At 70.8% G+C, this 18,166-nt stretch carries 16 protein-coding genes; 10 read left to right on the top strand and 6 right to left on the bottom strand.

Going from position 1 to position 18,166, the window contains the following annotated elements:
* Positions 1-4 precede the first annotated feature (4 nt).
* Entirely contained in the window at positions 5-568 is a 564-nt protein-coding gene (locus ACFY3D_RS09665) for a MarR family winged helix-turn-helix transcriptional regulator (RefSeq protein ID WP_389977075.1), read from the bottom strand.
* Between the two features lie 151 nt (positions 569-719).
* Here ACFY3D_RS09665 and ACFY3D_RS09660 point away from each other — a divergent pair, with 151 nt between their 5' ends.
* A complete protein-coding gene (locus ACFY3D_RS09660) occupies positions 720-2,318 on the top strand; it encodes an LLM class flavin-dependent oxidoreductase (protein ID WP_389977072.1) in 1,599 nt (532 codons plus the stop codon).
* 41 nt (positions 2,319-2,359) lie between these two features.
* On the opposite strand, the gene cydB is transcribed toward ACFY3D_RS09660, so the two are convergent.
* From cydB to ACFY3D_RS09645, 3 genes are all read right to left on the bottom strand, one after another.
* Positions 2,360-3,301 carry a cytochrome d ubiquinol oxidase subunit II gene (gene cydB, locus ACFY3D_RS09655; protein ID WP_389977070.1) on the bottom strand — a complete coding sequence of 314 codons (942 nt, stop codon included), beginning with the start codon at positions 3,299-3,301 and terminating at the stop codon, positions 2,360-2,362.
* Between the two features lie 11 nt (positions 3,302-3,312).
* A complete protein-coding gene (locus tag ACFY3D_RS09650; RefSeq protein ID WP_389977067.1) occupies positions 3,313-4,797 on the bottom strand; it encodes a cytochrome ubiquinol oxidase subunit I in 1,485 nt (494 codons plus the stop codon).
* Positions 4,798-5,286: 489 nt separating this feature from the next.
* Complete coding sequence (locus tag ACFY3D_RS09645) at positions 5,287-6,159, bottom strand: polysaccharide deacetylase family protein (protein WP_389977064.1); 873 nt, start codon at positions 6,157-6,159, stop codon at positions 5,287-5,289.
* Between the two features lie 271 nt (positions 6,160-6,430).
* Between ACFY3D_RS09645 and ACFY3D_RS09640 the strand changes: the two genes are divergently transcribed.
* The 9 genes from ACFY3D_RS09640 (at position 6,431) to ACFY3D_RS09600 (ending at position 15,939) form a co-directional block, all read left to right on the top strand.
* Positions 6,431-7,498 (top strand): fatty acid desaturase family protein, encoded by a 1,068-nt coding sequence (locus ACFY3D_RS09640; protein WP_389977062.1) that lies wholly within the window; start codon positions 6,431-6,433, stop codon positions 7,496-7,498.
* Positions 7,499-7,718: 220 nt separating this feature from the next.
* Positions 7,719-8,438 carry a carbon monoxide dehydrogenase subunit G gene (locus ACFY3D_RS09635; protein ID WP_389977059.1) on the top strand — a complete coding sequence of 240 codons (720 nt, stop codon included), beginning with the start codon at positions 7,719-7,721 and terminating at the stop codon, positions 8,436-8,438.
* 209 nt (positions 8,439-8,647) lie between these two features.
* A complete protein-coding gene (locus ACFY3D_RS09630; protein ID WP_389977057.1) occupies positions 8,648-11,440 on the top strand; it encodes a Na+/H+ antiporter subunit A in 2,793 nt (930 codons plus the stop codon).
* On the top strand, positions 11,437-12,258 hold the full coding sequence (locus ACFY3D_RS09625; protein ID WP_389977054.1) for a Na(+)/H(+) antiporter subunit C: 822 nt from the start codon (positions 11,437-11,439) through the stop codon (positions 12,256-12,258). Before ACFY3D_RS09630 ends, ACFY3D_RS09625 begins: the two co-directional genes overlap by 4 nt.
* Positions 12,258-13,871: a Na+/H+ antiporter subunit D gene (locus ACFY3D_RS09620; RefSeq protein ID WP_389977051.1), complete on the top strand. Its 1,614-nt coding sequence runs from the start codon at positions 12,258-12,260 to the stop codon at positions 13,869-13,871. Before ACFY3D_RS09625 ends, ACFY3D_RS09620 begins: the two co-directional genes overlap by 1 nt.
* Positions 13,868-14,428, top strand: a complete 561-nt coding sequence (locus tag ACFY3D_RS09615) for a Na+/H+ antiporter subunit E (protein ID WP_389977048.1) — start codon at positions 13,868-13,870, stop codon at positions 14,426-14,428. Before ACFY3D_RS09620 ends, ACFY3D_RS09615 begins: the two co-directional genes overlap by 4 nt.
* Positions 14,425-14,685, top strand: coding sequence for a monovalent cation/H+ antiporter complex subunit F (locus ACFY3D_RS09610; protein WP_362508508.1), 261 nt, complete (start codon positions 14,425-14,427; stop codon positions 14,683-14,685). The genes ACFY3D_RS09615 and ACFY3D_RS09610 overlap by 4 nt, the downstream gene beginning before the upstream one ends.
* Positions 14,682-15,014, top strand: coding sequence for a monovalent cation/H(+) antiporter subunit G (gene mnhG, locus ACFY3D_RS09605; protein ID WP_389977044.1), 333 nt, complete (start codon positions 14,682-14,684; stop codon positions 15,012-15,014). The genes ACFY3D_RS09610 and mnhG overlap by 4 nt, the downstream gene beginning before the upstream one ends.
* A gap of 25 nt (positions 15,015-15,039) precedes the next feature.
* Positions 15,040-15,939: a hypothetical protein gene (locus ACFY3D_RS09600; RefSeq protein WP_389977041.1), complete on the top strand. Its 900-nt coding sequence runs from the start codon at positions 15,040-15,042 to the stop codon at positions 15,937-15,939.
* Positions 15,940-15,947: 8 nt separating this feature from the next.
* Here the strand turns inward: ACFY3D_RS09600 and ACFY3D_RS09595 are convergent, their stop codons facing one another.
* Both ACFY3D_RS09595 and ACFY3D_RS09590 read right to left on the bottom strand, forming a co-directional pair.
* Positions 15,948-16,922 carry an MBL fold metallo-hydrolase gene (locus ACFY3D_RS09595; protein WP_389977038.1) on the bottom strand — a complete coding sequence of 325 codons (975 nt, stop codon included), beginning with the start codon at positions 16,920-16,922 and terminating at the stop codon, positions 15,948-15,950.
* A 322-nt stretch (positions 16,923-17,244) separates the two neighbouring features.
* Positions 17,245-18,126, bottom strand: a complete 882-nt coding sequence (locus ACFY3D_RS09590; protein WP_389977035.1) for a serine hydrolase — start codon at positions 18,124-18,126, stop codon at positions 17,245-17,247.
* Positions 18,127-18,166: the final 40 nt, after the last annotated feature.

The raw sequence follows: 18,166 nt of genomic DNA, 5'->3' as shown, positions 1-18,166 counted from the left end.
GTGGTCAGCGGCGGGGGGAGCGTCGCGGCTTGGCGGGGGCGGCCGATGCCGAGGGGATGCTTTCCGGGGCGAGCTCCTCGACGAGCCGGCAGGTGTTGTGCTCCGGGTCGAGGCTGTCGGCCCGGGCGGCGAGCCTGCGCAGCAGCTCCCGGAACACCGAGCGGTCGGCGGGGTCCAGCGGCTCCAGCACGTGGTCTTCGGCGTGCTCCAGCCGGGTCTGCGTGTCGACCCAGGCCGCCCTGCCCCGCTCGGTGGCGACGACGCGCTTGTTGCGCCGGTCGGCGGGGTCGGGGCGGCGCTCGACCAGCCCGGCCTTCTCCAGATCGTCGAGCAGGTAGGTCATGACGGTCTTGTCGACGCCGAGACGCTGTGCCAGCGCGCCCTGGCCGCCGGGGAGTCCTTGGGCCGCCGCGGCGAGCACCTGGTAACCGCGCGGGCCGCCGGGGAGGTGGCTGACCAGCGCGTTCGCCGTCCTGACGTAGGCGCGGAAGACGACTCCGAGGGTCCAGCCCAAATCGCTGTCCAGGGCGTCCTGGGTCTCGGCACTGGTGGGTCGGGGCGCGGGCATGTCACGAGGTTACCAGGATCGACGGTTAGTGAGACCTTCTGTTTGACAATTCATCTGTTTTACATACGATCTGTCCTGCCGCACCATCGCGGTGCCGCGCGTCCGGAAGGGACGTGTGTCGCGCATCCGAGATGACGCACCGAGGAGAGACATGCCCGACTACCGGCACGAGTTGTTGTTCGGGACATTCCTGACACCGGTGGCCGACCAGGCCGAGAGGGTCGTCGCGCTCGCCAGGCTCACCGAGCAGGTGGGGCTGGACCTGGTGACCGTGCAGGACCATCCGTACCAGGCGCGGTTCCTCGACACGTGGACCCTGCTCTCGGTCATCGCGGCCGGCACCTCGACGCTGCGAGTGTCGCCGAACGTGGCGAACCTGCCCCTGCGCCCGCCCGCGGTGCTCGCCCGCAGCGTCGCGACCCTGGACATCCTCAGCGGTGGCCGCGTCGAGCTCGGGCTGGGAGCGGGCGCCTTCTGGGACGGTATCGCCGCTCTCGGTGGCCCGCGGCTGACCGCGGCCCAGGGGGTCGACGCGCTTGAGGAGGGCATCGAGGTCATCCGGGCCATGTGGGAGGCAGGGGGCAAAGCCGTGCGGGTGGACGGCGGCCACCACCGCGTGCGGGGGGCACACCCCGGTCCGGCCCCCGTCCACGACGTCGGCATCTGGCTGGGGGCCTACAAGAGGCGCATGCTCGACATGACCGGCAGGCTCGCGGACGGCTGGCTGCCCAGCCACGCCTACGCCGGCCTGGACGCACTCCCGGCGATGAACGCGATCATCGACGAGGCCGCTCTCGGCGCGGGACGCTCACCCGCCGACATCCGGCGTCTGTACAACATCGGCGGCACCTTCACCGGCTCCGGCCGCGCCTTCCTTCAGGGACCCGCGGGCGTGTGGGCCGAGCAACTCGCCGAGCTCACCCTGGACCAGGGGATGAGCGCCTACATCCTCGCGAGCGACGACCCCGACGACATCCGGCGGTTCGCCGCCGAGGTCGTCCCCGCCGTACGCGAACTCGTGGACGCCGAGCGTGCCGGTTCGCGTACGGCCACCGGCGCGGGCCGGTCCACCGGGGTGAGTGCGGCGATCGCGCGGAGCGTGTCACCGGACGCCCCCGCCGCCGTCGCCGCTCCCGGGGGCGGGGTCCCTCCCGCCCTGGGGGTCACGCCGACCCCGGACGACGGCACCCGGCTCTCCGATGTCCGGGTCTGGGACGAGACCACCCGGCCCACCGGTCCCGCTCCCGACCCGGCCCGCACCTACACCCCCAGGGAGCAGGCGGCGGGACGCCATCTCGTCGACATCCACGACCACCTCCGCCAGGAACTGGCCGAGGTACGGCGGCTCGTCGAGGAGGTCACCTCCGGAGCGATGGATCCCGGCATCGCGCGCTCGCACATCAACGCGATGACGATGCGCCAGAACAACTGGACGGTCGGCGCGTACTGCGAGTCCTACTGCCGGGTCGTCACGACCCACCACACCATCGAGGACCAGAGCCTCTTCCCTCGTCTGCGCCGCGCGGACCCCGGACTGGTGCCCGTCGTCGACCGGCTGGAGCAGGAGCACCACGCCATCCACGAGGTCCTCGAAGACGTCGACCGGGCGCTGGTCGCCTTCGTCTCCGAACCTGACGGTCACAAGGCCCTGCGGGGCGCGATGGACCTGCTGAGCGACACGCTCCTGTCGCACCTGTCCTACGAGGAGAGGGAACTCGTCGAGCCGCTCGCCAGGCTCGGCCTGCACTGAGGCGGCTGCCCGGGGCGGCCGGGTCGGGGTGGCCGGTGTTCTCAGGAGACCTCGGCGACCAGGCGCTTGCGGAAGACCCAGTACGACCAGGCCTGATAGCCGAGCACGAACGGCAGCGCGATGAGGCCGATCCAGGTCAGCACGCCCAGCGTGTACGGGCCTGAGGCGGCCTCGGCGACGGTGAGGCCGGGGAAAGGGGCGGGCCACAGGGCGCCGAACAGGGCGGCGCCGCCCAGCGCGATGGACGAGGCCGTGGCGGCGAAGGCCCAGCCGTCCCGGCCGCGCCAGGTGAGCGCGATTCCGGCGGCGAGGGCCGCCATCGCGGCGAGCGAGGCCGCCCACAGCCACGGGGCCGCCGACCACGCGCCGATCGCCGTGGTCGCGACGGGAATGTTCGACAGCGCCGTCACCGCGGCGGGCAGTGCCACCACGGAGGCGATCAGGGCGGCGCGCCGGGCACGGGAGCGCACCGGTCCGGTGGTCTTGAGCGCGATGAACACCGCCCCGTGCAGCACGCACACCGAGAGCGAGAACACTCCGCCGACGAGGGCGGCCGCCGCGCTGCTCCGCAGCAGATCGGCGAAGACCGCGCCCCACAGGAACGCGGGCAGGGCGCTGCCGACGAGCACGCCCAGGTCGCACCAGACGCGGTCGGAGGCGTGCTGGACCTTGCCGCGCCACTCCAGGCCGATGCCGCGCACGATCAGCCCGACGAGGACCAGCACGATCGGCAGGTAGAACTCGCTGAGCAGTCCGGCGTACCAGGCGGGGAAGGCGGCGAACATGGCGCCGACCGCGGTGATCAGCCAGACCTCGTTGCCGTCCCAGACCGGGCCGATCGTGCCCAGGACCTGCTTGCGCTCGGCCTCGTTCCTCGCCAGTGCGGGTGCCAGCATGCCCACGCCGAAGTCGAAGCCCTCCAGCACGAAGTAGCCGGTCCACAGGAACGCGATGACCGCGAACCAGAAGGTGGTGAGTTCCATTGTCGTCGCCTTCAGTACATGAGGGTCGGCTGGAGCCGGGCGTCCGCGTCCTCGTCGTCGCGGGAGGGCGGCGGCGCGAGGGGAGCGGCGGGGGCGGCGGGCTCGGGCCCCGCCTTGACGTGGCGCGTGAGCAGTACCGCCTCGGCCAGCGCGAGCGCGCCGTACAGCGTCGTGAAGACCGCGAGCGAGACGGCCACCTCGGCCAGGCTGACGCCCGGCGAGACGCTCGCGGCCGTGAGCAGTTCGCCCTGGACGGTCCACGGCTGGCGGCCGATCTCGCTGAGCAGCCAACCGGCGATCATCGCGACGGTCGGCAGCGGCAACGCGAGCACGCAGAACCGGGCGAACCAGGTGGGGATCTCCCGGGGGGCGAGGGGGGTGCCGCGCCGCCTGCGGCGGGTGAGCCAGAGACCGAGCACAGAAAGGGCCACCGTGGACAGACCGAAGACGATCATCACGCGGAAGGACCAGAAGACCACCGGCAGGTTGGGCCGGTAGTCACCGGGGCCGAACCGCTCCTCGTACCGTGCCTGCAGGTCCTCGGTGCCCTGGACCACGGCGTTCGGGTCGCCGGTGGACAGGAAGCTGAGCAGCATGGGCACCTCGATCCCGGGGACGGGCGAGAACGCCGCGCCGGCGGTGTCGTGCCGCAGTCCTTCCGCGGCGGCGAGTTTCATGGGCTGCTGCTCGTACAGCAGCTTGGCCGACATGTCGCCGCTGCCCGCGACGAGGGCCCCGGCGATCGCCGTCATCAGCAGCGCGGCCCGCATCGGGGTCCGCCAGATGCTCGGGCCGCCACGCGGCGCCGTCACCGAGGCCGTGCCGGCACCCGGGAGCGCGCCGGCACCCGGGAGCGCGCCGGCGCCGGTGCGGCGCTCGCGCAGGAGGTGGTAGCCGCAGATCGCGAGCACGAAGCCGCCCGCCACGACGAAGGCCCCGGCGATCACGTGGGGCACCTGGGCGAGCGCCGCGGAGTTGGTGAGCACCGCCCACAGGTCCGTCATCCTGGCCTTGCCGTCGACCACCTCGTACCCGACCGGGTGCTTCATCCAGGCGTTGGCGGCGAGGATGAAGTACGCCGACAGGTTGGACCCGATGACCGCGGCCCAGATGGTGGCGAGGTGGACGCGCTTGGGGAGCCTGTCCCAGCCGAAGATCCACAGGCCGATGAAGGTCGACTCCAGGAAGAACGCGAGCAGTGCCTCCAGGGCGAGTGGCGCGCCGAAGACGTCGCCCACGAAGATCGAGTACTCGCTCCAGTTCATGCCGAACTGGAACTCCTGCACGATGCCGGTCACCACGCCCATCGCGAAGTTGATCAGGAAGAGCTTCCCGAAGAACTTCGTGAGCCGCAGGTAGTGCTCCTTGCCCGTCCGGTGCCAGGCGGTCTGCAGGCCGGCCACGAAGACGCCGAGACCGATCGTGAGGGGTACGAACAGAAAGTGGTACACGGTGGTCACCCCGAACTGCCACCGGGCCAGGTCTAGTGCGTCCATCTTCCCCTTGCGTTCCCTTCGCGGGCCAGGAGCTCTACGACTCGTAGTTCTACTTCTAGTAGTACTACGGCTTGTAGAGCAACGGGAGGGGGAGGCGCCGCGAACCGCTGCGATCTTTGTCACATGGCCCGGTGGGAGACCGCACTTCTCCGTCGAACCAAGATCGTCTCTGTCGGCTCGCGACGCCGGATCTTCCTCGTGCCCCCGAGAATCCCCTCTCGGGCGCCCCTCGCGCGCAGGACATGTGTTCCGCCGGATCCGGCGATCCCCGCGCCCGCTTCCCCTCGGGGCGTGGCTCAATGATGGGCCGGGCGCCCTCTCCGGGACGTCCGTCTCCTGGGGGATTTCCGGGTACGCCGGGCGGCGGACCCGCCGTCCGGTACGCGGCCGAGATCGCTTGGAGGGTTACGCCGGGCGGTGGACCCGCTGTCCGGTACGCGGCCGAGATCACTCGGCGGGGCGCGGCCCCCCGCTGTGCGCCGAGATCGCTCAGCGGGTCGCGGCCTCCAGATACGCGTCGAGGTTGCCGATCTCGAAACCCCGGCGCTTGATCTTCGCGACGAGGATCCCGAAGTCGCGGGCGAGGTTCGGCCGGAAGTGCAGCAGCAGGATGTCTCCGGGGCGGAGCCTCTTGTCGGGCACCTGGTAGGCGATCTTCCCGCCCGGCTGCACGGTCGCGGTCCAGAGCAGGAGCGCGTCGATGCCACAGGCCTTGGCGGCCCTGCGGGTGAGGGTGTTGTGGTTGCCGAACGGCGGGCGGAACAGGGTGGGCGCGGTGCCGGTGTGCCTGCGGATCAGCTTGGAGACGCCGCAGATCTCGGCCTTCTGGCCCTCGTAGCCGAGCGTCGGCAGGTTCGGGTGGGTCAGCGTGTGGTTCTCGATCGTCGCCCCCGCGTCGCGCAGGTCGCGCACGTACCCCCACTTGCCCGCACCGAGGTATCTGCCGCCCTGTGCGGTCGGGTCGGCCGCGCCCTTCGCCTCCACGGCGTCGCGGGTGACGAAGGCCGCCACGGGAATCCGCTGGTCGCGGATTCGCGCCACGAAACCGGGATCCTGCTCCCAGCCGTCGTCGATGGTAAGGAAGACGACCTTCCGCTTGGTGGGAATGGAGCTGATCACCGGGGGCAGGCCGTCACCGGGGCGGGGGATCCTGCCCACCTCGCCGGGCCTGGGCCTCACCCCGGGAGGCCCTGCCGGTCTCGCCGTCCGTTCTCCTGGGGAGGGCTTCGAGGCTCGGGAGGCGCCCGGTGCGGGGGTGGCACCGTCCTCGCCCGCACCGTCGAGGCCGGTGGCACACCCGGCGCTCACCGCCAGGGCCGTCGCCGCCGCCGTCCTGATCGTCCAGTATGTCCCCGATGCCATGGGCGACCATCCTGCCAGCAGCCGGGAGCCCGGCCTAACGCCGCTGAAAGCGGCGAATGTGATTACTTCCATGACTGCCCTGCGACAACCCCTAAATCCGTATATTTGCCGGGGTAGGGTCAGCACTACCACAAGCTGGGGTGGAAGCGGGGGTTTGTGATCACAGCTACCGCGCAATCCTAAGATGGCCGTCCTGCTTGGTTGACGCAGATCTGTGCCCCTCCTTGCTGACGCAATCATGTCGAGTGATCCGGCCCATTTGAGGAGAAGCGTGTCCAACTCAACCGCGATCGATGACGAGGACCTTCCCGCCGTCCCGGTAAACGGAGAGCGGGGCAGTGATTTCGCCCGCCTGTCGCGCCGGATCGCCAAAGCCGGTCTGCTCGACCGGCGCCCCGGTTACTACGCCGCGCGACTCGGCCTGGTCGCCGCGGCCTTCGTCGGCGGCTGGGCCGCCTTCTTCGCCCTCGGCGACTCCTGGTACCAGCTGCTGGTGGCGGCCTTCCTCGCGGTGGTGTTCGCCCAGATCGGGCTCGTCGCCCACGACCTGGCCCACCGTCAGGTCTTCCGTTCCCGCCGCTCCAGCCAGATCGCCGGACTGGTGGCGGGAAACCTCGCCATCGGCATGAGCTACGGCTGGTGGATGGACAAGCACACCCGCCACCACGCCAATCCCAACCACGAGGACCACGATCCCGACGTCAGCCCCGACTTCCTGCTCTGGTCACCCGAGCAGGCCGCCGTCAGCAAGGGGTTGCCCAGGTTCATGGGCCGCTGGCAGGCGTTCCTGTTCTTCCCGCTGCTCACGCTCGAGGGGTTCAACCTCCACGTGTCCAGCGTCCGGGCGCTGGCGCGCCCGACGATGAAGAACCGCGTGCTGGAGGCCTCGCTGCTGGTCGTGCACGCCGTCCTGTACGTGGGCGCGCTGTTCGCGGTGCTGTCTCCCGCCAAGGCGGTGGTCTTCTTCCTCCTGCACCAGGCGATCTTCGGCGTCTACCTGGGCTGCACCTTCGCCCCCAACCACAAGGGCATGCCGATGCTCAGGGGCGAGGACAAGCTCGACTTCCTGCGGCGCCAGGTGCTGACCTCGCGCAACGTGCGCGGCGGCGTGCTCCTCGACGTCGTCCTCGGCGGGCTCAACTACCAGATCGAGCATCACCTCTTCCCGAGCATGCCGATGCCCAACCTGCGCCGCGCCCAGCCGATCGTCCGGGCGTACTGCGAGGAAGTGGGGGTCGACTACCTGGAGTCCGGGGTCGTCAGCTCGTACGCGCAGGCGCTGCGCCACCTGCACGACGTGGGCGAGTCCCTGCGGGTGAAGAGTCCCGCGCGCGGCTAGTCCGGTTCGGATCGGTCGGTTCGGCCCGTCCCGCGGTGCCTCGCGTTCGGCCCGTCCCGCGCGGGGCCCGCGTTCCGCAGGCGCGAAGGCCCCGCCCGGGACGCCGAGGCGGCGTCCCGGCGCCGGCGCAGCACTGACACAGCACTGACAAGGGCGGGGCGCGGCGGCGGGCAGATGTTGCTGTTATCCGCCCGACCGGCGATTGCCTATGGTGCTTGGTGTGAAGCTCGCAGGCAGTGCCGTGCTCGGCATCGACAGAGATCGTGTGTGGTCAGCGCTCCAGAACCCGGCCGTGCTCGTACGCACGATCCCGGGGTGCGAGCGCCTTGAGGAGACGGGGCCGGACACCTACCGGATGACCGTCACCGCGGGGGTGGCCTCCATCAAGGGCGTCTACCAGGGCGAGGTCGCCCTGTCGGACCCCGAGGCACCGGAACGGTTCGTGCTCAGGGCCCGGGGCCAGGGCGCTCCGGGAACCGTGGACGCCACCGTGGAGATCCGCCTCAGCGAGGTCGAGGGCGGCACCCGGGTCGACTACGACGCCGAGGCCGTGATCGGGGGCATGATCGGCGGCGTCGGCCAGCGCATGCTCGGCTCCGTCGCGAGGAAGACCGCGGGGGAGTTCTTCTCCGCGGTGGAGAGCCATCTCGCCTCCGGAGGGGTTCCCGCCGCTCCCGCCGGCCACGCCCTCGCCGAGATCGCGCCGGGCGAATCCTCGCTCGCCGCACCCGCCGCCCTCTCGTCCGCCGCGCCGGCATCGTCGGCCGGGGCGGGCCAGGCCGGAGCCGCGCACGTCTTCGAGCGCCCGGTCCCGCCCAGGGAGACCAAGTCGGGAGTCCCCGCCTGGTCGCTCCTGGCCGCGTTCGGGATGGGCGCGGGCGTCGCGCTCGGCGGCGCGGTGATCGGCTGGTTGCTCGGCCGTGGCGGCGGAAAGCGGTGATGTCGCTCACAGCCGGAGCGGGGTGATCGCCTCCTTCGCCCGCGCCGCCGGAGATGTGAATGGCCCTGCCAGCAGGAATGCTCATGGAGTCGATCATGGCTCGGTGGAGAGCGGGCGCTCCCCGGGCAGGCGGCCCGCGAGTTTGACCTGTCAAAGTCGGGCCTTTTAGGATCCTGGCGTACGTCTGCCACGACGGGTCACGGGGGAACATGGAGCCGCTGCTGATCCTGCACGCCGTGGCGGCGATACTCGCTCCGGCGTTGGTACGCCGCTTCGGCAGGAACGCGTTCTTCCTGCTCGCCGCGCCGCCCGCCTGCGGATTCGTCTACACGATCTGGATCGCCCTCACCGGCATCCCCGTCGAGTCGCACCACGACTGGGCGCCCGGCCTCGGCATGGGGCTCTCCTTCCGCGTCGACGCGCTCGCCCTGCTCATGATGGCCCTGGTCACCGGCGTGGGCACCCTGGTCGTGCTGTACTGCTCGCGTTACTTCTCCGCGGGCGCCGAAGGGCTCGGCCTGTTCGCCGGGGTGCTCGTCGCCTTCGCCGGGGCGATGCTCGGGCTCGTGGTCGCGGACGACCTGCTGTTGCTGTTCGTCTTCTGGGAGCTGACCACGGTCTTCTCCTACCTGATGATCGGTCACGACCCCGCGAGCAGAAGCAGCCGCAGGGCCGCGATGCAGGCGCTGATCGTCACCACCACCGGTGGCCTCGCGATGCTGGGCGGCATGATCATACTCGGCGAGTCGGCGGGAACGTACCGCATCTCGCAGATCGTGCAGAGCCCGCCGTCCGGCGGCCTGACGGCGGTCGCGGTGGTGCTGATCCTGATCGGCGCGCTGTCGAAGTCGGCGGTCTTCCCGTTCAGCATGTGGCTGCCCGCCGCGATGGCCGCGCCGACCCCGGTCTCGGCCTACCTGCACGCCGCGGCGATGGTGAAGGCGGGCGTCTACCTGCTCGCCCGCCTGGGCCCCGCCTTCGGAGGGCTCGCCGCCTGGTGGTGGACCGCCGTACCCTTTGGCCTGCTCACCATGCTGTTCTGCGCCTGGCGGGCGCTGCGCGAGCACGACCTCAAGAAGCTGCTCGCCTACGGCACGGTGAGCCAGCTGGGTTTCCTGACGGTGCTGTTCGGCGCGGGCACCCGCGACGCCGCGATCGCCGGGGTCGGGATGCTGCTCGCGCACGCGTTGTTCAAAGCCTCCCTCTTCCTGGTCGTCGGCGTCATCGACCACTCCACCGGCACCCGCGACCTGCGCAAGCTGAGCGGTCTGCGGCGCTCGGCACCCTGGCTGGCCGCGGTCGGCACCGGGGCCGCCGCCTCGATGGCCGGCATCCCGATGTTCCTGGGGTTCGTCGGCAAGGAGGCGGCCTTCGAGTCGCTGATGACCGGGCGGGGCATCGACACGGCGGTGCTCGCCGGGATCGTCCTCGGCTCCGCGCTCACCGCCGGCTACAGCGCGCGTTTCGTGTGGGGCGCCTTCGCCGCCAAGCCCGGTGTCGAGCCGGTGGACGTGCGCTCCTTCGGCGCCGCGGAGTTCGTGCCGCCCGCGCTGCTCTCCGCGCTCGGCCTCGCCGCCGCCCCGTTCGCCGCCCTGTACGGCGGGGCGATGGAGAGCTACACCGACACCTTCGCCGGACCCGGCCACGGCACCCACCTCGCGCTGTGGAGCGGCGCCCTGGTGCCGCTGCTGCTCTCGGCCCTCGCGCTGGCGGGCGGAGCGCTCCTGTTCCGGTTCAGGGAACCGGTGGCGCGGGTCGGGGAGTCCCTGCACGTGATCGACTCCGGCCGGTCCTACTGGGCACTGGTCCGCGGGCTGGAACGCTTCTCCCTGCAGCTGACCGGCGTCGTCCAGCGCGGCTCGCTGCCCGACTACCTCACGATCGCGTTCGTCTCGGTGGCGGCGGTGGGGGTCTTCTCACTGAGCTACGGCCCCGGATTCGACCTCGGGCTGGACATGGTGGTCTGGGACCGCATCGAGCAGCCCGTCATCGGCGTGCTCATCGTCGCCGCGGCGGCCATCGCGCTCCGGATGCGCTCGCACGTCGTGCTCGTGCTGCTGGCCGGCCTGACGGGGTACGGCACGGCGTTGCTCTTCCTCGTCCACGGCGCGCCCGACCTCGCGCTCACCCAGTTCCTCGTCGAGACGCTGAGCCTGGTCGTGTTCGTGCTGGTGCTGCGGAGACTCCCCCTCGGGCCGAGGGAGGACCGGGGCCGGCTGTCGTTCGGCGTGCGGCTCACCCTCGGCATCGTGAGCGGTCTCGTGGTGGCCGGGGCCGGCATGTTCGCGATGAACGCGCGGCAGGCGATACCGATCGGCACGCTGATGGCCGAGGCGGCGCAGGAGGCGGGGGCCGCCAACATCGTGAGCGCGCTCCTCGTCGAGATCAGAGCCTGGGACACCATGGGGGAGAGCTCCGTCCTCGTCGTCCTCACCCTCGGCATGACCGGCCTGGTCTTCCTGCGCAGCCGGGCGCACGCGACGCAGCCCCCGCAGCAGAGAGCCGACGAGGAGAAGCCCAGGACGTACTGGCTGGCGAACACCCAGCCCGCGGGACAGCGGATGGTGATCCTGGAGTTCGTCGCCAGGGTGACCTTCCACACCGTGATGCTGGTCTCGATCTTCCTGCTGTTCACCGGGCACAGCGCAGTGGGCGGCGGGTTCGCCGGAGGCATCGTGGCCGGTCTCGCGCTGGTCCTGCGCTATCTCGCCGGAGGCAGGCACGAGCTGGCCGCCGCCGTGCCGGCCGCCCCCGGGGTGCTGATCGGTCTGGGCCTCCTGCTGTCCACGCTCACCGCGCTGGTGGGGCTGGTCGCGGGTGCCGGGGCGCTGGACATGCTCGCCGCCGATCTGTACGTCCCGCTGGTCGGCAAGCTGCACCTGTCGACGGTGCTCCTGTTCGACATCGGCGTCTACATCACGGTGATCGGCATGGTGCGGGACATCCTGCGCAGCCTGGGCTCCGAACTGGATCGGCAGATCGACGAGGAGGAGAGCCGGTGACCGCGCCCGTAGTGCCGCTCCTGGTGGTCGCCGTGCTCGTGGCCGCGGGAGTCACGCTGCTGCTGGAGAGAAGCCTGGTCCGGCTGCTCGCCGGCGTCATCATGCTCAGCAACGGAGTGAACCTGCTCATCCTCACCGTGGGCGGGCCACCGGGAGCGCCGCCGATCCTGGGCACGACGGAGCCGGAGCGGATGGCCGACCCGCTGCCGCAGGTCATGGTGCTCACCGCCATCGTCATCACGCTGGGCGTCACCGCCTTCCTGCTCGGCATGATCCACAGGTCCTGGCAGCTCACCGGGGCCGACGAGGTGCAGGACGACACCGAGGACCGCCGGGTGCGGCTGCGTGCCAGGCGGGGCGAGCTGAGCCAGGCCGTACTCGACCGTCAGGCGGCCTACCAGCAGCTCGTCCTTGAGCAGCGCGCCGAGCTGGCCCGGCTGGAGGAGGAACACAACGAGTGGGAGCGCAGGGAGGCGGAAGAACTGGAGCAGCGGATCCTCGACGTCAACGCCGACCTGGGCCGCTGGCTGCAGGCGCACAAGAACGACGAGTTGTCCGCGGAACGGCTCGCCGAGCGGTTCGCCGAGGCCCAGCAGGCCGAGGACCTCTCCAAGGAGGAGCGGGAAAGACGCCTCAGTGACGTGCGTGCCGAGTTCGCCCGCAGAGAGCGCGAGCAGGCCGCGCGCGAGCGTGAGATCCGCAAGCGGCTCCGCGTCCGCCAGCGCGACGCCCGCAGGCAGATGCGCGCCGCGATCCGGGAGGACCGGGCACGACAGGCCAGGGCGCAGGATCCCGAGCTCGAGGGGGAGGAGGACTGATGGAGGCACTCATCCCGGTGCCCGTGGTGCTGCCACTGCTCGCCGTCGGCCTCAAGCTGGCCATCGGCAGCAGGCTGCGCAAGCTCCAGGCGCTCATCAGCGTGGGCACGCTCGCGGTGGTGCTGGTCGTCTCGCTGGTCCTGCTGTTCGCGGCGGACCAGGACGGCCCGCTGGTGGCCCATGTCGGGGGCTGGAGCGCGCAGATCGGCATCGCGCTCGTCGCCGACCGGCTCTCCACGCTGATGCTCGCGGTCTCCTCCGCGGTGACGCTCTGCGTGATGATCTACTCCCTCTCCCAGTCATGGGCGGACCAGGACTACAAGGCCTCGCTCTCGATCTTCCACCCGGCTTACCTGATCATGGTCGCCGGAGTGTCGGACGCCTTCCTCTCCGGTGACCTGTTCAACCTCTTCGTCGGGTTCGAGATGCTGCTCGGCGGCTCGTACGTGCTGCTCACCTTCGGCGGGACCGAGTCCCGCATCCGGGCGGGCGCCACCTACACGGTGGTGGGACTCACCTCCTCACTGCTCTTCCTCGTCGCGATCGCGGTGACCTACGGCGCCACGGGCACCGTGTCGATGGCGCAGCTGGCCGAGCGGTTCGCGGTCCTGCCCGAGCACATCAGGCTGCTGATCGAGCTGATGCTCCTGCTGGTCTTCGCGGTCAAGGCCGCGATCTTCCCGATGTCGGCGTGGCTGCCCGACTCGTACCCGACCGCGCCCGCTCCCGCGACGGCGCTCTTCGCCGGTCTGCTCACCAAGGTCGGCGTCTACTCGATCATCCGCCTGGAGGCGCTGCTCTTCCCCTGGGGGCCGGTGAGCAACCTGCTGATGTGGGCGGCGCTGCTGACCATGCTCGTCGGGGTGCTCGGCGCGGTGGCGCAGAGCGACATAAAACGAATGCTGTCCTTCACCCTGGTCAGCCACATCGGCTACATGGTGTTCGGAGTCGCCCTGTTCAGCGCCCAGGGGATGGCGGGTGCCGTTTTCTACGTGGCCCACCACATCACCGTGCAGACGAGCCTGTTCCTGGTGACCGGCATGATCGAACGTCGCACCGGCACCACCTCCCTGGACAGACTCGGCGGCCTGGCGAAACTGTCACCCGTCATCGCGGTGCTCTTCTTCGTGCCCGCGATGAACCTGGCGGGCATCCCGCCGTTATCAGGCTTCCTGGGCAAGCTCGGGCTGATCCAGGCCGGGGTGGCCGACGGTAGCCCGATGGCGATGACCCTGGTCGCCGGGGGACTGGTCACCAGCCTGCTCACCCTGTACGCGGTGGCCACGACCTGGAACAAGGCGTTCTGGCGGGTGCCGCCCGAGGGAATGGTCACCGAGGGGGGAACCGTGCTGGAGACCCAGGAGAACGGTGATGGAGAGGACCCGAAGGGGGCGCCGGTCACGAACGGGAACGGGAACGGGAAGGGGAACGAGGCGATCGTCACCTCCGTAACCCTGCCGAAGCTCATGTTCGCCTCCACGGCCGCCCTGGTGGCGCTCGCCCTGTCCTTCACCGTCCTGGCCGGCCCGCTGCACGCCCTGTCCGAGCGGGCCGCGGAGGAACTCCTGGCCCGCGAACCGTACATCTCCGCGGTGCTCGGCGGTGGGCGATGAGCGAGTCCCGTCCGGCGTTCACGGTGCTGAAGCTGCTGGGCAGGCCCGTGCCGCTGCCGCAGGTGCTCTGGCTGACGCTGATCTGGCTGATGCTCTGGGGCGACCTGAGCGTGGGCAACGTGCTCGGGGGCCTGCTGGTCGGGCTGCTCCTCGTGTGGCTGCTGCCCCTGCCGCTCCAGGACACCGGTATCCGGTTCCATCCCATCAACATCCTGTCGTTCATCGTCCGCTTCGTGCGGGACATGGTGATCTCCAGCTCCCGAGTGATCTTCTGGGCGCTGAGGCTGGGCAAACCACCGCCGATCCAGATCGTCGAGGTGAGGTTGCGCACCTCGTCGGAGCCGATCGTGGTGCTGATGACGGTGGCGCTGTCGGCGCTGCCGGGCAGCCTGGTGCTGGAGGCGAACACCCAGGAGAAGAAGCTCCTGCTCCACGTGCTCGGTATCTCCGGCGACCTGGAGACGGTCAGCCGGATCACCCAGGACGACGTGACCCGGCTGGAGAAGCGCCTCGCGGCCGCCTTCGGTACCCGAGCGGACCAGGAGGAGGTGCGATGACGACGGTCTACCTGATCGTTCTGGGGATGCTCGCCGTCGCGGCGGCGATGACGCTCTACCGGCTGGTGCGCGGCCCGACGATGCTGGACCGCGCCGTCGCGCTGGACGTGCTCACCGCCGTCGTCATCTGCGCGGTCGGGGCGGGGGCGGCCGTCTACCGGGAGTACTCGGTGCTGCCCGTGCTGCTGGTGCTCTCCCTGCTGGGATTCGTCGGCTCGGTCTCGCTGGCCAGGTTCTTCTCGGGACGTGCCCGGTGAGCGCCGCGATGGACGTGGCCGCGGCCGTCTGCCTGCTGCTGGGGGCGATTCTGGCGTTCGCGGCGGGGGTCGGCATGGTCAGGTTCCCCGGCACCCTGGCGCGCATGCACGCGGCGACCAAACCCCAGGTGCTCGGCCTGCACCTCATCCTGCTCGCCATGTGGCTGCGCGACCCCAGCTGGAAGATCGCCGGTGTCATCCTCCTGGTCGCCGTCTACCAGGTGGTGACGGCGGCGGTCGCCGCCTACGTGGTGGGAAGGACCGCGCATCTCACCGAGTCGCCACAGGACGACGGCACGGCCGTACCGCACGGTGACACTCGCGCCTAAGGATCTCCCGGCGTACCGTGTCGGTATGCGTGATGCACGTGCGGAGGACGCGAGGACCGAGGCCAGACGACTGATCCGTGATCTCCTGGGCGAGGAGCGGCCGGACGCCGCCCTGCTGCTGAGCCAGGCGAGGTCGGCGCTGGGCGCCGACCGCGTCGCGCGTTCCGTCGAGCTCGCGCGCGGCGCCCCCCTCACTCGCAGGTCCACCGAACTCGCCGCGCTCGCCGGTCTGCTGGTCGGCACCCGCGAGCTCGGCGAGCGGTGGTGGCACCAGGAGCGCGGCGACAAGCTGCCCGCGCCCGACGAGGCGCTTCGGACCTCCACGGCGATCGACCCGTGGACCGACCTGACCGTCCTGGAGATGCTCGCCGCCTGGATCGCCGACGACGCGGCCGACGAGGCCTGGGGTCGTCCGGCCGCCGTCACCGATCTCAACTCCTGGCAGGCCGAGGACCGGGTCGAGCTGCCCAAGGACGCGCACCCCGGCCAGCGGGTCGTGGTCTCCTTCGACGCCGGCGGCCGCCTCGACGCGGTGGTCCTGCGCCGTCCCGACGACGAGCTCGGCTCCAACCTCGACTTCGACTCGCTGCGCTACTCCCGCCCCGCCGAGGCCCAGTGGAGCTGGGGCGTCGCCGCCGGGCTCGGCCCCCACCGGCTGGACGAGCACCCCGACCCGTACGAGCGGCCGGTCGACGCCGAGGCCGCCGCGACCCTGCACACCTGGGCGCTGCGCCACGGCGCCTCCGCCGAGCAGGCCGGTGAGGTGTGGCGCGACAGGGGCGACGTCGTCGCCTCCATCGAGCGGATCGACTGGATGTGGCGCAGCGGCGAGTGGTTCGCCTGGTGGCGCGGGGTGTCCGCCCTGGTCGACGGCGAGCCCGAGCAACTGGCCGCCCGCCTGCAGGAGATCGCCTCCGTCTCCTGACGCGGACGTCAGCCGAAGGTGTGCGGTGTCAGATAGTCCGGGATCATGACCTTCGTCGTGGGGCTCACCCTGCGCACCGCAGCGACGAACTCGGCGAGGCTCTTCCTCGACTTCTCGTCGGCCTGAGGAGGGTTGCGCAGAGCCACCTCGAAGTTGTCCCAGTGCACCGGCACGACCACCCCCGGCATGTCCAGGGCCTTCAGCAGGCGCGGCACGTAGTCGTACGTGGACGACGAGGAGGTGGTGGGAATCATCGCGACGTCCGGGGCGAGACCGCTGAGGTTACGCTCGACGAAGTCGCTGCCTCCCATGAAGAAAACCGAAGGACCGCCCTTGACCGTCACCTGGAACGCCAGGGTGTCGCCCTCGGGCAACTCGGAGATGTTCTTCGGTTTGCGTTTCGGCCTGGTCAGCCGGACACCGGGAAAGAGCATGGAGTAGTTGGCGTTGCGGCTGTGCAGCGACGCCACCACCTCGACGACGTAGTCGCCGAAGTCCAGGACCTCCCCGCCCTTCACCGGGCTGAGCAGGCTGTCCTGCACGTCGTACGCCAGGGCCAGGTTGCAGGTGGTGGCGGTGCCGACCACCCGTGCCCCGGTCGAGGTCGCGATGTGCGGGACGTCGTTGAAGTGGTCCCAGTGCGCGTGCGTCACCAGCACCACCCGTGGGGTGCCCGTGTGCCTGCGGACGGCCTCGGTGTCCACCTTGAGCGATGTGGCGGGATCGAACTTGCCCGCCGCCAGGCCGGTGTCGAACCGGGTCACGTACGGGTCGACGAGGAGCGTCGACGATCCCACATCCACCCGCCAGCCCGACGTGCCGAGCCATCGGAACGTCGCGGAGGTCTTCCTCCCACTCGGAGCACTCGGACGCGGGGTCGCGGCCCCGGTGGGGGACGGGGACAGGAGGGTTCCGGCCATCGGTGCCAGCGCGGCCCCCGCCGTCGCGGTACGCAGGAAACCTCTTCGATCAAATCGGGACATGTCTCCCCTTGGGTGCGTGTGAACATACGGCCGTCGTCCAGGCATTCCGGGGACGACCGTCGGCCGCGTGCGGCCCGATGAGGACCCAACCATCGCCGCACCGGCCGCGTCCAAGATTCGCGACCGTCGCCTCCCATAGGCGAACACGTATCGGAGCAGGTGAAACGGGGTCCCGGCGGCCCTCGGGGCGGCAGAAGCCGCCTCGGCCGCGATGTGCCGGCGGCGGGAGTCGCCGGGCTCGTCAGCGCGTCGCCGGAACTCGTGTCGGCGGGACTTGAGGGGCTCGTCGACGCGGGCTCGTCGACGCGTCGGCGGGCAGGGCTCACCCGGCTCGCAGCGCGTCGACGGCGGTCCGCGCGGCCTGGCCGATCGCCAGGTCGACGTCGAGACGCCGGGTGGGCAACTCCCCGCTCCGGGCGAAGACCGCCACCGCGTAACTCTCCCCGGAGGGATACTCGACGACCCCGGCCTCCATGTGCAGGCTCGGCAGCGTCCCCGTCTTGGCCGCCACCCGCGTACCCGGCGGGAAACCCGAGGCGATCCGCGTCCAGAAGATCTGTCGTGTCAGGTAGTCGCGGACGGCCGCGCACGCCTCCGGCGGCCCCGCCTCGTCGCGCCAGATCAGCCCGAGCAGCCCGGTCACGTCGCGCGCCGTGCTGGAGGTCGTGCGATCGGGGTCGAGGACCCGCAGCCCCCGAACCCGCTCTGGGGACAGTGTCGGGAAGATCCGCGCGAACTCGGCGTCGTCCCGCGCCCCCACGTCCGCGAACATCGACTCCAGCACCTGCCTGGGCCCGCCGATCACACGCGTGCGCTCCAGTCCCAGCTCCGCGGCGAGCATCCGCACGGTGTCCAGGCCGATCCTCCGCATCAGCAGGTCGGCGGCGGTGTTGTCACTCACCTGTACGGCGAAGTGGACGAGATCACGCAGCGACATCTCCACGTCGTCCGCGCATCCGGCGGTGCCCCACCCGCCGAGCCTGTCCTCCGCCGTCACGAGAACCCGCTCGGCGGGGTCGAGCTGGCCTGCCGCCGCCTGACGGGCGAACTCCAGGACGAGGAGCACCTTGAAGATCGAGGCGATCACGACCTGCTCGTCGGCGCGTACGGCGATCTCATGGCCCTCGGCGACGTCCAGCGCGTGCAGGTGCCCCTCCACCCCCGCGGCCGCGAAGATCTCCGCTATCCGTTCCTCTGGCGACATGCCCGCAACGCTATCCAGTCCCGCGCCCCTGTCCGGACCC

Source organism: Streptosporangium sp. NPDC000509 (assembly GCF_042898365.1).
Lineage (GTDB): Bacteria > Actinomycetota > Actinomycetes > Streptosporangiales > Streptosporangiaceae > Streptosporangium.
The sequence above is the reverse complement of the archived record's forward strand: the minus strand, read 5'-3'. Positions and strand labels throughout refer to the sequence as shown.